The following is a 14,380-nucleotide window of genomic DNA, read 5'->3' as shown; positions in this document are numbered from 1 at the left end:
CGGTCGGTCAGCTGCTGAGGCTGCGAGCCGGTAGCTCGCGGTGGTGCTGGGGAGTGCCGATCCGCACGCGGACGTCGATGCCGGTCGCGCCGTGGGGCGTGACGAGCAGTGGGTTGATGTCGAGCTCCTGCACCTCCGGCAGGTCGCGGGCCAGGCAGGCGAGGGCCAGGAGCACGTCGACCGTCGCTTCGAGGTCCAGCGCGGGCAGGTTGCGGTAGCCCTCGAACAACCGCGAGCAGCGCAGCTCCGACAGCATCTCCAGGGCGTCGCGCCGGTTCGTCGGGGGGACGCGCACGACCTGATCGCCAAGCACGTCGGTGAGGGTGCCACCGGCGCCGACCAGCAGCAGCGGCCCGACGGTCGGGTCGACGGTGAGGCCCGCGATGAGCTCGAGGCCACCGCTGGTCGGGTGCATCCGCTGCACGATCGCGCCCGTCATCGCGGGACCGACGCGGCGCTGCAGGTCGAGGTAGGCCGTGCGGACCTGGTCGGCGGTCGTGAGGTCGAGAGCCAGTCCACCGACGTCTGCCTTGTGCACCACGGTGGTGCCGGCCGCCTTGAGCGCGACCGGGTAGTGGAGGAGGTCCGCAGCCGCGACGGCCGCCTCGGGGTCGTGCACCTCGACGACGCGGGCACACCGGATGCCGTAGGCCTCGAGGACCGAGGTGGCCTCGCTCGGCGTCAGCCATCCCTGCGGTTCCGCCCGCGAGGTCAGGACCAGCCGCGCACCCAGCGCCGCACCCTCGGGGGCGGTGGGCGTGGCCGGCTCATCACCGCGGTCGCGCTGCTCGACGTAGTCCGCGGCCCGGCCCAGAGCTCGCACCGCCCGCTCGGGGAACTCGAAGAAGGGCACCGCGTTGCGCCCCTCGCGACCGAGCGCCGCAGGCGGGGTGTGGAGCCCCGGGAAGGTCGCGACGACGGGCACGTCCTCGCGTTCCCGCTGCAGCCGGGCGATCGCCTCGGCGTAGGCGGTCTCCGCATCGCGCAGCAGCGGCGTGTAGATCGTCACGACGGCGTCCACGCCGGGGTCGGCCGCGACGAGGCGCACCGCGGTCTCGAAGTCCGCCGGGGAGATCGTGGCGAGCAGGTCGACGGGGTTGCGCGCCGACGCGCCCGTCGGCAGCAGGCCGAGCAGCTGCTGGGTCGTCGCGGGGGAGAGCTCCGCCATCTGCAGCCCCGCTCCCGCACACGCATCCGCGGCGAGCACCCCCGGTCCGCCGGAGTTGCCGATGACCGCGACCCGCTTGGCCCGAGGCAGCCGGCCCGACTCCAGGACAGAGAGCACGTCGAAGAGCTCGTCGAGGTCGTCGGCCCTGATGACCCCGGCCTCGCGCAGCAGGGCCTCGATGGCGATCTCGGGCGTCGCCGCGGCAGCGGTGTGCGACTGGCCTGCCTGCGCGCCCGAGGCAGATCGCCCGGCCTTGACCACGACGATGGGCTTGGTCCGCCCGACGTCCCTGGCCAGCCGGGCGAACGTGCGCGCGTTGCCGAAGGACTCGAGGTAGAGCGCGATGACGCTGGTCCGCGGGTCGTCCTGCAGGTAGGCCAGCAGGTCGTTGCCCGAGACGTCGGCCTTGTTGCCGGTGGAGACGAACAGCGACAGCCCGGCGCCCCGGCGCTCCGCGTGGCGGAGGGCGGCGATGCCGACGGCGCCCGACTGGGACACCAGGGCCACCGACCCGCTGCGCGGCTGCGCGTCGCAGAAGGTGGCGTTGAGCGAGATGGCCGGGTCGGTGTTGAGGATCCCCAGGCAGTTGGGGCCGACGAGGCGCATGCCCGTGTCGCGGCACAGGCGGAGCAGCGCGGCTTGGCGCTCCGCCCCCTCCGCCCCGCTCTCGGCGAACCCCGCGCTGAGGACCAGCAGGCCGCGCGCCCCCCTGCTCGCAGCGTCCTGCGCAGTGGCGAGGACCCCAGGCGCCGGGACCGCGACGACGACGAGGTCGGGCGTCACGGGCAGGTCGGACAGCCGGGTGCGCCCGTCCACGAAGGTCAGTCGACCGGTGAAGCCGGTGCGCACCAGGCTGTTGTAGACCTGGTCCGCGACGCTGCCGGAGCGGGTGCTCCCCACGACGACGACGCTCGACGGCCGGAGCACGGGCTCGAGCGAGGCCTGCTCGGCCTGCCGGTCGCGGCGCAGGACGGCGTCCCAGAGCCCCGGCATCTCGTGCAGGTCAACCGTCAGCTCGAGGGTCCCGTGTGCCCCTGTCCCGGTGGTCGCGAAGCCACTCCCGTGCAGCAGCCGCAGCATCCGGGTGTTCTCCTGCAGCACGTCGGCGGTGAAGGCCTCCACGCCGTGGTGCCGGGCGAGGGTCGCCAGGTGCTCCAGCAGCAGCGCGCCGAGGCCGTGCAGCTGGTGGTCGTCGTCGACGAGCAGGGCGAGGTCTGCCTGCCGGGGGTCTCGCTCGGACCGCGCGAAGCCGGCGGTCGCGACGATCTCGCGGTCGACCACGGCGACCAGGGTCGCGTGGGCCTCGGCTCCGTGCACGAGCTTGTCGACGTACCACGTGCCGGGGCCGTCACTGACGCTGAAGTACCTCAGGTGCCGGGTCCGCAAGGAGACCCGCTCGTTGAGGGCGGTCAGGGCGTCGCGGTCCTCGGGACGGAGCAGCCGAACCTGGGCGATCGACCCGTCGCGCAGCAGCACGTCCAGCGTGATGCCGTCGTCGAGCGCGGTGGCGGTGGAGCTCATGACTGCTGCTCCGAGCAGGCAGACTTGCCGTGCAGTGCGACGAGCGGGCCGTGCGTCATAGGGCGTCCCTCGGGGTCGTGGTGCGTGCCGTCAGCGTGACGAGCGGCGGTCGGCTCAGCGCAGCTCGAGGTAGGCAGCGAGGGACGGCGGGACCCCCAGGGTCACCGTGCGTGCCTCGTGGTGCAGCCGCAGGCCCCGCGTGGTCCAGCTCAGCTCCCAGCCGTGCACGTCCAGGTGCCGGGTGAGGGCGTCCAGCACGCACTCGCGGCGGGCCGGTGCGAAGCGCGGGTCGGCATCGACCTCGAGCGACACCCGCAGGTGGATCTCCTCGCCGTTCAGGGCGGTGTACGACGCCAGCTGCCGGTCGAGCTGGAGGACGAGTGGGGCAAGGGAGAGATCGGTGAGGTCGTGCGGCAGTGTGGCCATGGGAGTGGCTCCTCGTGGGTCGTGGGTCGTGGGTCGTGGGGCTGCGGGTCACGGGTGGTCGAGGCCGACCAGCCGGCGGCCCGTGACCCGGCGGGTCTCGAGCTGCAGCAGGTGGCGGCGGGGGCCGGCGGCCCAGGGCGTCGGGTCGCAGGCGTCGCGAGGGATCGCGTGGAGCTCGGTCAGGGTGCCCTGCACGACGACGCTCCACCCGCCGTGCAGCAGCTCTTCGAGGTCGTCGACCTCGAAGGCCACGTGGTCGTGGCGTTGGGCAGCCTGCAGCAGCGGTCCGGGTCCGGTGCGGACGAGCACGTGGTCGCCGGCCAGCTCGTAGTTGAGGGGCACGATCTGCGGCACGCCGGCGCGTGCGACGTAGGCCATCCGCCCCACCTTGCGGGTGCCCAGCAGCGCGAGGCACTCGTCGTGCCCGAGCGCGCCGAGATCACCGGCCACGGCGGGCGCGGCGAGTGAGCCCTGCAGCTCCGCGCGGTCGGAGCGGGAGCGGCCGATCACGGCTAATGAGCGGCGGGCGTTGTCGAGGGCGTCGCCGCGCAGCGCCCGTGCCGCACGCAGCACGGACGCTCGACGCAGCGAGCGGTCGAGGGCAGGGAGGTCAGGAGCGCGCACGTCAGGTCCTGAACAGCGCGACCTTGAGCGCCTCGTTGGCGTCCGCGCGACCGAAGACGTCGTAGGCCTCCATCATCTCGCCCATCCCGAACCGGTGGGTCAGCAGGCCGTTGGGGCGCAGCTGTCCCGAGGCGAGCATCCGCAGCAGTCGCGGTGTGGTGCTCGTGTCGACCAGACCGGTCGTGATGGTCACGTTGCGGATCCAGAGGTCCTCGAGGTGGAGAACGGCGGGCTTGCCGTGCACGCCGATGTTCGCGACGTAACCGCCGGGACGCACCAGTCGCGTGCAGGCCTCGAAGGTCTCCGGCAGTCCGACGGCCTCCATGGCCACGTCGGCGCCACCGCGGGGGCTGAGCTCGAGCAGTGCCTCTGTCGCCTCCTCCGGGGTCGAGACGCAGACCGTCGCGCCGAGCCGCTTGGCCGCGTCACGACGGGTCGCGGACGGGTCGATGACGACGACCGCCGACGGGCTGAACAGTGCGCTGGTGAGGATCGCGGCCAGGCCGATGGGGCCCGCTCCGACGATGACGACGGTGTCACCGGGGCTGACGCGGCCACGGAGCACACCGACCTCGTAGGAGGTCGGGAGGATGTCCGCGAGCATCAGGGCGTCCTCGTCGGACACACCCGCGGGCAGCAGGTGCGTCGAGCTGTCGGCGAAGGGGATCCGGGCCTGGTCGGCCTGGACCCCGTCGATCCGGTGTCCGAGGATCCAGCCGCCGCCTCCGGTGCACTGTCCGTAGCTGCCTTCGCGGCAGTACTCGCAGGAGCCGCAGGACGTGATGCACGAGATCAAGACCCGGTCGCCGGGTGCCCGGTGCCGCACCCCCGGTCCCACGGACAGGATGGTGCCTACGGCCTCGTGGCCGAGGGTCGTGCCGGGAGCGCAGGTGGGGACATCCCCCTTGAGGATGTGCAGGTCGGTGCCGCAGATGGTGACGGCGTCGATGCGGACGATGGCGTCGCGGTCGTCGATGACGACCGGATCGGCCACCTCCTCCCAGGAGTGTCGTCCGGGACCGTGGTAGGTCAGTGCGTGCATGGCGTGCTCCTCTCTCCTCGCCGACTCTGGCGCCACGCCATCCGGCCCGTCAGGGTCGAAGGTCCCGACGTGACGGGTCGTCGGACACCAGCCCGCGGCGACAGGCGTGATCCGTCGGCTGCGGGGCAGGTATCGCAGCACTGTGAAGGAGATCGCCCTGCGCATGACACCGCACCCGTCGCACCCCCGCGCAGCGGCCTTCGACCCGCTCACCTCGTCCCTTCGTCTGCGGCTGGCGCAGGACGCCGCGCAGCTGGGGTACTGGGACTACGCGGTCACGACGTCGGAGCTCGTCTGGGACGAGGCGTGCGCGGCGATGTTCGGGATCGTGCTCGACGACTTCGAGGGCACGATCGCGTCCTTCGAGTCCCGGTGCCACCCCGAGGACCTCCCGCGTGTCCAGGCAGTGCTCTCCGCCACGGGGCCCGGGCAGGCCATGGAGACGACCTTTCGGGCCGTGCAGCCGGACGGCTCGGTGCGCCATCTTCTGTCGAGGGGTCAGGGCGTCGCGGGGGTCGCGGGCGAGCTGGAGCGGCTCGTGGGCGTGGTGTTCGACGTGACGAGCCTGCACACCTCGGCCGAGCGCCTCGGCGGGCTCGCGCGGGTGGCGCTCGCCCTCGCCGGCGCGGAGGACGACGAGGACCTCACGCGGGTCGTCATCGAGCACGGCGCGGCGGTGCTGGGGGCTGACGGCGGGGCGGTCTGCGTCCGTGACGACGATCGCGGCGTCATCCGGCTCGCGATGACCGAGAGCCTCGGCGAGCAGGTGCAGCTGGAGTTCGGTGAGCTGCCTCTTGATGGCTCGCTCCCCGGCTCCTACACAGCCCGCACGGGCGAGCCCGTCTTCCTCCCGGACCGCGCTGCGGGACTCGCGTTCACCCCGCAGATGCAGGTCGTGTACGACGGGACGGGGCGCGACGCCTGGGCCGTGCTGCCGCTGCGGTCCGGCGACCGGCTCCTGGGCAGCCTCGTCGTGTCCTGGGCGCAACCGCGCGAGTTTGGCCCGGACGAGCGCGAACTGCTCGCCGCATTCGCCGCGCAGACCGCGCAGGCCCTCGACCGCGTCCAGGTCCTGCAGGCCGAGCGCCGGCAGGCCGCGGAGGCACGCCGTCTCTCCGAGACGTGGCAGCGCAGCCTGCTGACCGCCCCACCGCAGCCCGACGACCTGCGCGTGGCCGTGCGCTACGCCCCTGCCTCGCAGCAGGCCGCGGTCGGTGGCGACTGGTACGACGGCTTCGTCGTACCCGACGGTGCTCTCACCCTCGTCATCGGCGACTGCGTCGGTCACGACCGTCACGCCGCGGCCGCCATGGCCACGATGCGCAACCTGCTGCGCGCCACCGCGTATGCGGTCAAGAAGCCTCCGGCGGCCGTCCTCGCTGCGCTCGAGCGGGCGCTGCGCGGGCTCGAGGTGGACGTGCTCGCCACCGCTCTTCTGGCCCGGGTGGAGCAGACCGAGGAGCAGCGCCAGCAACGGGTGCGGCGGGTCCGGTGGAGCAATGCCGGCCACCTGCCACCGGTCCTGCGACGTCCGGACGGCACGGTCGAGGTGCTGGAGTCCGAGCCGGACCTGCTGCTCGGGCTGTCGGTGGAGAGCACCCGCACGGACAGCAGCGTCGACGTAGCCGTGGGGTCGACCCTGCTGCTCTACACCGACGGGCTCGTCGAGCGGCGCGGCGAGGACCTCGACGTCGGCATCGAGCGGCTGCGTGCACTGGTGGGCGAGCTCGGTGCGCTGTCGCTCGAGGAGCTCTGCGACGCCCTGCTCGCGGGGCTGCTCGACGACGACGCCGAGGACGACGTCGCGCTGCTCGCCGTGCGCTTCCACGGCGGGGTGGAGGACGGCGACGCCGAGCCGGCGGACCTCAGCGTCGAGCGCTCGCTGTCCCTGCCCGCCGACCCGGCGAGCGCCCGGGCCGCACGCCGCTTCGTCGCGGGCTTCCTCGAGCAGCTCGGCTGGCAGTCGCGTCTCGACGCGGCCGAGCTCGCGGTCAGCGAGATCGTGACCAACGCCGTCCTGCACGCCCACACTGACCTCACCGTCACGGTCGCCGCGCACGGCGACCTGCTGCGCGTCGAGGTCCGTGATCGCAACCCCGCGCCGCCCTCGCCTCGCGGGTACGACGAGCAGGCCACGACCGGTCGCGGCATGTCGCTGGTCGCGGCAGTCACCAGCGAGCACGGCGTCCACTCCCTCGGAGATGCGGGCAAGGTCGTGTGGTTCGCGCTGGGGGACGGGATCGAGCCGACGGGACCGGACGGCGCTGAGCACCTGCTGGATGCCTGGGGTGACCCGGAGGAGGTGCCCGGTGCCGAGCAGCCCGTGGCGGCGGTGCTCCTCGGGGTCCCCGCGACGCTATGGGCCGCGGCGCGGCAGCACCACGACGCGCTGGTGCGCGAGCTCACGCTCCTGCGAGCCTCCCGGGGCATCCCCAGCGACGACCTCGTCCTCGCCGATGCCGCCCGACGGGCTCTGTCGGACGCGGTCGAGCGGGCCGTCGAGCGGGCTGCGGCGCAGGGTGCGCTCACCTCCTCGCTCCCAGAGGGCCACCCCTCACCGCTGACCGTGGCACCGCCCTCAGTGGACGCCCTGCTCCCCGGCGCCCCCGGAGCCGTCGCCTACGCCGGGCTCCAGGACGTGCTCGACGAGGCCGAGGCCCTCGCGGCGCGTGACGAGCTCTTGGTGCGGCCAGGGTTGCCGGAGGTGATCGCGGTCCGGGACTGGGCGTGCGAGCAGGTCATCGCGCAGCTGGGTGGCACCCCTCCGTCGCCCTGGCCGGGCACGGACGCGGAGCGCTTCACCGACCTCGTCCACGCCGACTCGCTCCGCTCTCTCGACTGGGACCCGGCTGTGGTGGCGTCGTCGGACCGCGGAGCGGTCGCCGCGGACGACGCCAACCGCATCGTCGCGGTCAGCCCGCCCCTGTGCGCCGCGCTCGGCTACTCCGAGCAGGAGCTGGTGGGACGGCGGGTGGTCGTGCTCGTGCCGCACCGCTTCCGCGAGGCGCACGTGGCCGGCTTCACCCGGCACCTGACGACCGGGGAGGCGCACGCGCTAGGGGTCGACCTGGAGCTGCCGGTGCTGCGCGCCGACGGCAGCGAGGTGAGCTGTCGCTTCCTCATCGAGGAGACAGGCACGCCCTCCGGCCGGACCGTCTACACGGCGTGGATCACCCCGCAGGTCTGAGGGTCGGCCTCCTGTCGTGCCCCACCCGGACGCGGCCACGCGGGCGTCGGCGAGAATGGAGGGACCACCACCTTCTCGACCAGGAGCTCTTCGTGCCGCAGGGAACTGTCCGCTGGTTCGACCCCGAGCGGGGCTTCGGCTTCCTCGCGCCCGACGACGGCAGCAGCGACCTGTTCGTGCACGCCTCCGAGGTGCTCGCCGAGGACGGCGCGCGGTTCCTGCGCGAGGGGCAGGTCGTCGACTTCGAGGTCGGCGAGGGAGACCGCGGGCCGCAGGCGCGCAGCGTCCGGGTCACCGGCGAGGTCGCGCCCGGCGCCGCGCTGGGTGTGCTCGGCACCGTCGCCTGGTACGAGCCGGGCAAGGGCTACGGCTTCGCGACCGCCGACGGCGGTGGGCCCGAGGTTTTCGTGCACAGCTCCTCGATCGTGACCGGCGGTGTCCTGGTCGCGGGGCAGCGGGTGGCCTTCCTCGTCGTCGAGGGGGAGCGCGGTGTCCAGGCCGAGCACCTCGTCCCGCTCGGCCCCGACGCCGGCGCTACCGCAGCCGGTCCTGCCGCTGCGCAACCGGCCACCGATGACGGGGCCGACGGCACCGTCTCCTGGTACGACGAGGGCAAGGGCTTCGGCTTCATCGCCCACGACGCGGGCGGCGACGACGTCTTCGTCCACGTCCGCTCCCTCGCGGAGGGGCTGACCTGGCTCACCGAGGGCGACCGGGTGCGCTACGAGGTCGTCCAGGGCGACAGGGGACGGCAGGCCCGTGACCTGCAGCTGGTGACGAGCGCCGCGCCCGAGGACACCCCGCCGCCTCCCGCCAGCAGCCGGTCCGGCGGCACCCGGTCCGCCACGACCCAGTCCGGCGGTGCACCCGCGCGGCCGGGTGAGGGTGTCGTCGCGCGCTACGACGCCGAGCGCGGCTTCGGCTTCATCACGCCGGACGCAGGGGGCGCGGACCTCTTCGTGCACGTCTCCGTGCTGTCGGGCGCCGAGCCGCTCGCGCCCGGCGAGCGGGTCCGCTTCGCGGTGCGTCAGAGCGACCGCGGACCGCAGGCCGACCGCGTCGAGCGCGTTTGAGACGGGCTCGTCGTCGTACGCCTGACTCCTGGGCTCAGGACGGGGGAGTGCCCGGCAGGACGTCGCGGAAGACGTCCATCTCCTTCCACTCCGGCACCGGCGGCACGTGCCCCGGCTCGGGCGCGTAGGGCGAGAGCTCTGCGAGCTCCATGCGGTGCACGTAGCGGGGGCAGTTCGGCCAGATCCGCTCGACGGTCACCCGCACCACCAGCTGCGCCCCCTCGAACGACGCGAGCAGCTCAGGGTCGTCGGTGAGCTCGCCGCGGCCCTGCACGCGCATCCGGTCCGGGCGCGCGTAGTCGATGAACAGCAGGGCCACCCTGGGCTCCTCGAGGATGGCCCCGAGGCTGCGGAACATGCCGTTGCCGTCGTACGACGGGAAGGCCAGTGTCCTGTCGTCGAGGACGCGCACGAAGCCGGGCCGCCCGCCCTTGTAGGACACGTCCGGCCAGCCGTCGGCGTCGATCGTGCCGAGCAGGAACTGCGCGGCGGCCTCGATGAAGCGCCGGTCGCCCGGCGTGATCCGGTCGTGCAGCGTCACCTGCTCCAGGCGGTCGGCCAACCGCCTGCTGTCGAAGCGGTCCTGCAGCTCGCGCGCACCCTCGCCGTACATCCCCATGGGCCTAGTGCACTCCGGTCCGGCCCGTCCGTCCATCCCCGAAGCTGTGCCCTCACCAGTACGGGGTACGAGGTGGCGTTGATCGATCGAGCAGACTAGGATCCTGGTCCATGGACACGGTGCCGCTCTCGGACGCCAAGGCCCGCCTGTCGGAGATCGCCGACGAGGTGGATCGCACGCACCAGCGGGTGCAGATCACCAAGAACGGCCGGTCGTACGTCGTGCTGGTCTCGGCCGAGGACCTGGAGTCCATGGAGGCGACGCTGGAGCTGCTCAGTGACCCCGACGCCATGGACCGGGTGCGTCAGGCGCAGGTCGACCTCGCTGACAGCAAGGGCGTGACGGGTGAGGAGATGGCCGACCTTATGGCGCGCAGGCGTCGTGGCTGATCCCGCCGAGCCACCGCCGTACGACCTTCTGCTTGCTCCGGGTGCACGGCGCGCGCTGACCGACGCCCTCCCTGAGGCCGCAGCGTTCGCGGCCTGGGAGTTCGTCTCGGGGCCGCTGGTCCGCGAGCCGCGTCGAGTGGGTGCTCCGCTGCTGGCGCCGTTCGAGGGGCAGTGGCGCGCGCGACGCGGCGAGTACCGCGTGCGCTACGAGATCGACGACGAGCGCCGCACCGTTCGCGTGCTCGACATCGACCATCGTCGCGACGTCTACCGGACCTGAGGGCCCGCTCGCGACTGCGTGGTGTCCGAACGTCGCATGGGGGTCGGCACGACGGCGTCACCCGACCGTGGCCGAGGGGTGATCGATGTGCCGTGTAGCGGCCCGCAACGCGGCGAGGCCGCCGGCCCCAGGCGGGGTCCGGCGGCCTCGTGTGCGGGCGTGCGGGTCTAGATGTCGTAGAACATCCCCTCGCGCTCAACGACAAGATCGTCAAGAGCCTGCGTACATCCTGACCTGCGGGAACACACCTCAGCACCTCTCAGCACCTCCAGAGCGTTCTCAGCGTCCTGTGCACAGAATGTGCACACGGGAGGAGAGCTGGGCTCGCGCTGGCGGCCCTGGCAGTGCAGGGGCAGCCGCCACCTATGCGATGACAGGCAAGTGCCGCCGGGAAGCAAAGTCGAGGAGGACCGGACGGTCCGGCACGAACAGCGGTGCCGGAAGTGAGTCGGTGGGAAAGAAGCCCACCTCCAGCACCTCAGTGTCAGGCGAACCTGTCTGCTGCAACACCGTGGCCAGGAACACCACGCCGAAGAACTGCACTCGACGGCCGTCTGCGTACGTGAACGTCTGGCTCACCGGGTCGCTGTAGGCACCGAACATGTCGGTAACCGCTACATCCCAACCCGTCTCTTCCCGGCACTCCCGCACGGCAGCCTCGAGCCAGGTCTCGCCCACCTCAACGCCGCCACCGGGGAGACCCCAGGTGCCGTCGTCCGCGCGACGAACGAGAAGGATGCGCTCGTCCGCGTCGAGCGCCAAGACGCCGGAGACCGCTCTGACGCTCGCTGAGGGCTCGGTCACCAACGCAACCTAGAGGCGAGTCTGAGCTGGCGCAGGGACCTCCGGGGGCGGCACCTAATCCTGGTCGGGGTCGCCTCGATGACGCCGCTCCCAGTCGGGGCAGTGGAAGCGGTCCCAGTAGGCGTACGCCTGCTCCATGCTCTGCTCGTCGGGACGCCCTGCGGCCAGGTCGCCAGACACGTCCTGGCCAGTCCATCCGCACGAGCACGCGCCGCGAAATGCCAGCGTTCGCCGTGTCTCCTCGCTCCAGAAGTCAACCCAGTCACCGTCAGGCAGCTGTCGGTCAACGTGGAACGAGTGGGACACAGGCGGAGGCTATCGGCACCGACCGGGCCGGGTGCCTCGTGCAAGAACGGCACCTACCTCTGGTCGGATGCCTTCGGGTAGCCCGGAGCCCAGATGGGGTGTCCATCCCGGTCAATGTCCAGCAGGCCCTCTACCGGCATCTTGCGCAGCATCCGCCGAGTGACTCTCACAGCGAGTTTTCTCCGGAGCCAAGGCAGCTCGTTCACGGGACCGGCAACACCGTGGTCCACCTTCGTCACCCGGCGCTCTGCCATGCCGCACCTCCCAGGCGAGCATGAACTAGGTCTCGGCCCGGCTCAAGGACCAGGGCGGGGCCACGAGGAGAACGGCACCTACCCTTGGTGCCGAACGGCCACGTATGTATCGAGCGCGTCAGCCACTGGAGCTCGACGCATCGGCGACTTCCGCGGGGCCTGTCGCTTCGCCTCGCCTCGCGCGGGGGATGACTTCCGATGCGCACGACGTGAGTTCGACACGCCGGCGGAGAGGTGGTCGCGCCTGGGCTTGCGCTGCAAGTTCGGCCAGTGCACGCTCTGGTGGCCTTGACCCGCGCTCAGCAGTCCGGACTGAGACTAGAGGGGCAAAAACATGACCAGTCATCCCGCTCCGCAGGAGCAAGCAGGGTCGCGCGAGAACGTCGCGCTCGGCCTTGGGGTCTTGGCCGCAGTGCTTTTCGCCGTAGCTATGGCGGTGGCGGGTGAAGACGACAGCAGCTACGGCTGGTTGTGGCCGCTCGCAGGCGTCACAGGAGGCGCCGCAGCAGTCACGGCCTGGCGGTCGGGGTCACCTCGTCCGCATGGCAAGGCGCTGATCGGCCTCGTACTGGGCGGGCTGGTCTTCCTAGCAATCCTTGCGTGGATCGTGGTCGCGGCGTTCACGGGCGACCTCTGACGCCGTAAAGCGTGGCCGCACGACGGATCCTGCCGGCGCATGAGCCGCAGCGGCGGGACGGGAAACGGCACTTCTGTTCACCCGGTCGGCTGGATAGTGTTGGCGTGGAGGTGGGTGCCCAATGGATGTGAGTGAGCTTGTTCGCGGCTACTACGGCGCGGACGCGAGCCTGAGTGCCACCATCGTCGCTGCCCTTGCGTCGGCCGGTATCGACGTTGATGTGCTCGCGCACGGTGATCTCGCGTTGGTCGATCATCTGCACGCGGGGGGTGCCCCAGCGACGCAGCATGTGCTTGAGCGGCTCGGCGCCGGACCGGAACAGCGATTGTTGGACGTTGGTAGCGGCGTTGGTGGTCCGTCGCGGATGGCGGCCCTGTCCGGCGCCATCGTCACAGGGGTCGACCTCACCCCGGAGTTCGTCGAGGCGGCAACGGAGCTGACTGCACGCGTCGGGTTAGACGGGAACCCCCGGTTCGTTGCCGCATCAGCGGAGTCGCTGCCGTTCGAGGACGCGACCTTCGATGCTGCGATGATCGTCCATGCCGGCATGAACATGCCGGACAAGGCGGCGGTCTTCGGCGAGGTGCACAGGGTGCTCGTGCCGGGCTCTCGCTTCGCCTTGTACGAGCAGATGGCATCCGGGACCGACAAGCTTGCGTTTCCACTGCCATGGGCGGAGGACGCGCGCTCGTCGTTCCTAGAGACGGTCGAGGGCTACACAGCATTGCTGGAAAACGCGGGCTTCACCATCGAGGACGTCGATGACCGCACTGACTCTGTCCTCGGACCTCGACCTTCCGTTCCCGTTGGCCCGGCCGACGTGTACGGGCCCATCTACGTGGAGGGGATCGGCAACTACGTCGCCGCAGCCAAAGCGGGGAAGCTGCGCGCTGTACTGGTGACAGCTGTCGCCTAAGCCACCTCCCTGGGGCATCGCCCAAGCCTGACAGCCTGTGGCGCCCTCTCGTCGGTTGACGAGTCATGTAATGCCGGCTCCCGGTGATGCGGCTTGCCGCGCCGAGGAGCGTCGAGGACCCCTACAAGGAGGTCTCCGATGACGCAGTCCACCCTCAGCACGCTCTGGGAGCAGCCCGACCCGACGCACTACGCGGCGATGAGCTACCTGGCCCGCTACCGCGGCGACACGCTGCGGGCCTACAGCCAGGACCTGCGCTACTTCCTTCGCTGGTGCGCTGAACGTGGCGTGGAGCCGCTGCAGGCTCAACGGCCGCATCTGGAGTTGTACCTGCGCTGGATGGAGCAGCAGGGACTCGCGCCGGCCACCATCGGCCGCCGCTTCACCACCGTGGCGGGCTTCTACCGGTACGCCGTCATCGACGGCCACTGCGAGAAGGACCCCGCCTTGGCCGTCACGAGGCCCAAGGTGCCATGGGAGGGGCAGCGCCGCACCGTCCTGCACCCGCTGGAGTACGCCGCACTGCTCACCCAAGCCCGGCGGGCCGGGCCAGGCCCCCACGCGCTGGTGGCGCTCCTCGGGATGATCGGACTGCGGGTTGGCGAGGCGATCGCGATCAACGTGACCGATCTGCGGAGCCAGTCCGGCTACGAGCTGCTCACGATCATGGGCAAGGGCGCCAAGCCTGCCCTCATCCCGCTGCCAGTCCCCGTGCTGCGTGCTGTGCGGGAGGCGACCGCCGGCCGGTCCTCCGGTCCGCTGCTGCTCAACCAGCACGGCGACCGCCTCACCAGGCAGTCCGCCGCCGGGCAGCTCACCCGCCTGGCCCGAGACGCCGGGCTGACCCAGCACCTGAGCCCACACACCCTGCGACGCACGTTCTGCACGGCGGGCCTCGTCAGCGGGGTCCCGCTACGGGACATGCAGTACGCCATGCGACACGCCGACAGCCGCACCACCCTGCGCTACGACATGGCGCGCGCCAACCTCGACCGGCACGCCGCGCACGCCGTCGCCGCCTACCTCGCCGGGATGAGCGCCGACTGACGATCACCGGGAGCCGGCATTTCCGCGGGTGGCCAACCGCAACCAGTGGGCATGCATCCAACCGGGTGCACGCACCCTTACCCTCGC

13 protein-coding genes and 3 pseudogenes are annotated in these 14,380 nt (G+C 71.8%); 9 read left to right on the top strand and 7 right to left on the bottom strand.

From position 1 onward, the window contains the following. Positions 1-7 precede the first annotated feature (7 nt). The 4 genes from Q8R60_02260 to Q8R60_02245 form a co-directional block, all read right to left on the bottom strand. Positions 8-2,689: a GNAT family N-acetyltransferase gene (locus Q8R60_02260; protein MDP3711293.1), complete on the bottom strand. Its 2,682-nt coding sequence runs from the start codon at positions 2,687-2,689 to the stop codon at positions 8-10. Between the two features lie 114 nt (positions 2,690-2,803). Further along, positions 2,804-3,115, bottom strand: coding sequence for a hypothetical protein (locus Q8R60_02255; protein ID MDP3711292.1), 312 nt, complete (start codon positions 3,113-3,115; stop codon positions 2,804-2,806). A gap of 48 nt (positions 3,116-3,163) precedes the next feature. Continuing rightward, positions 3,164-3,739 carry a pyridoxamine 5'-phosphate oxidase family protein gene (locus Q8R60_02250; GenBank protein MDP3711291.1) on the bottom strand — a complete coding sequence of 192 codons (576 nt, stop codon included), beginning with the start codon at positions 3,737-3,739 and terminating at the stop codon, positions 3,164-3,166. A 1-nt stretch (position 3,740) separates the two neighbouring features. Beyond that, complete coding sequence (locus Q8R60_02245; GenBank protein MDP3711290.1) at positions 3,741-4,781, bottom strand: alcohol dehydrogenase catalytic domain-containing protein; 1,041 nt, start codon at positions 4,779-4,781, stop codon at positions 3,741-3,743. Between the two features lie 142 nt (positions 4,782-4,923). Here Q8R60_02245 and Q8R60_02240 point away from each other — a divergent pair, with 142 nt between their 5' ends. The 4 genes and pseudogenes from Q8R60_02240 (at position 4,924) to Q8R60_02225 (ending at position 9,041) form a co-directional block, all read left to right on the top strand. Then, positions 4,924-7,968, top strand: a complete 3,045-nt coding sequence (locus tag Q8R60_02240) for a SpoIIE family protein phosphatase (protein MDP3711289.1) — start codon at positions 4,924-4,926, stop codon at positions 7,966-7,968. A 92-nt stretch (positions 7,969-8,060) separates the two neighbouring features. Beyond that, positions 8,061-8,255: pseudogene (locus Q8R60_02235) on the top strand (cold-shock protein). A 39-nt stretch (positions 8,256-8,294) separates the two neighbouring features. Then, positions 8,295-8,726, top strand: a pseudogene (locus Q8R60_02230) (cold shock domain-containing protein). A gap of 123 nt (positions 8,727-8,849) precedes the next feature. Continuing rightward, positions 8,850-9,041, top strand: a pseudogene (locus Q8R60_02225) (cold shock domain-containing protein). A gap of 34 nt (positions 9,042-9,075) precedes the next feature. On the opposite strand, the gene Q8R60_02220 reads toward Q8R60_02225, so the two are convergent. Then, the gene (locus Q8R60_02220) at positions 9,076-9,660 is read right to left on the bottom strand and encodes a pyridoxamine 5'-phosphate oxidase family protein (protein ID MDP3711288.1); all 585 of its coding nucleotides are present in this window, start codon (positions 9,658-9,660) and stop codon (positions 9,076-9,078) included. A gap of 110 nt (positions 9,661-9,770) precedes the next feature. Between Q8R60_02220 and Q8R60_02215 the strand changes: the two genes are divergently transcribed. Together Q8R60_02215 and Q8R60_02210 are read left to right on the top strand one after the other, a co-directional pair. Further along, the gene (locus Q8R60_02215) at positions 9,771-10,049 is read left to right on the top strand and encodes a type II toxin-antitoxin system Phd/YefM family antitoxin (protein ID MDP3711287.1); all 279 of its coding nucleotides are present in this window, start codon (positions 9,771-9,773) and stop codon (positions 10,047-10,049) included. Continuing rightward, positions 10,042-10,329, top strand: a complete 288-nt coding sequence (locus Q8R60_02210) for a type II toxin-antitoxin system RelE/ParE family toxin (protein MDP3711286.1) — start codon at positions 10,042-10,044, stop codon at positions 10,327-10,329. The genes Q8R60_02215 and Q8R60_02210 overlap by 8 nt, the downstream gene beginning before the upstream one ends. A 363-nt stretch (positions 10,330-10,692) precedes the next feature. Here Q8R60_02210 and Q8R60_02205 read toward each other — a convergent pair whose 3' ends face one another. Both Q8R60_02205 and Q8R60_02200 read right to left on the bottom strand, forming a co-directional pair. Then, the gene (locus Q8R60_02205; GenBank protein ID MDP3711285.1) at positions 10,693-11,133 is read right to left on the bottom strand and encodes an NUDIX domain-containing protein; all 441 of its coding nucleotides are present in this window, start codon (positions 11,131-11,133) and stop codon (positions 10,693-10,695) included. A 54-nt stretch (positions 11,134-11,187) separates the two neighbouring features. Continuing rightward, entirely contained in the window at positions 11,188-11,313 is a 126-nt protein-coding gene (locus tag Q8R60_02200; protein ID MDP3711284.1) for a hypothetical protein, read from the bottom strand. Between the two features lie 714 nt (positions 11,314-12,027). On the opposite strand from Q8R60_02200, the gene Q8R60_02195 reads away from it, so the two are divergent. From Q8R60_02195 to Q8R60_02185, 3 genes are all read left to right on the top strand, one after another. Continuing rightward, a complete protein-coding gene (locus tag Q8R60_02195) occupies positions 12,028-12,330 on the top strand; it encodes a hypothetical protein (GenBank protein ID MDP3711283.1) in 303 nt (100 codons plus the stop codon). 121 nt (positions 12,331-12,451) lie between these two features. Beyond that, positions 12,452-13,246: a class I SAM-dependent methyltransferase gene (locus Q8R60_02190; GenBank protein ID MDP3711282.1), complete on the top strand. Its 795-nt coding sequence runs from the start codon at positions 12,452-12,454 to the stop codon at positions 13,244-13,246. Between the two features lie 138 nt (positions 13,247-13,384). Continuing rightward, positions 13,385-14,293, top strand: coding sequence for a tyrosine-type recombinase/integrase (locus tag Q8R60_02185; protein MDP3711281.1), 909 nt, complete (start codon positions 13,385-13,387; stop codon positions 14,291-14,293). Positions 14,294-14,380 lie beyond the last annotated feature (87 nt).

Source organism: Mycobacteriales bacterium, assembly GCA_030697205.1.
GTDB lineage: Bacteria > Actinomycetota > Actinomycetes > Mycobacteriales > SCTD01 > JAUYQP01.
Note: the sequence above shows the minus strand (reverse complement) of the source record. Positions and strands in the feature narration are given on the sequence as shown.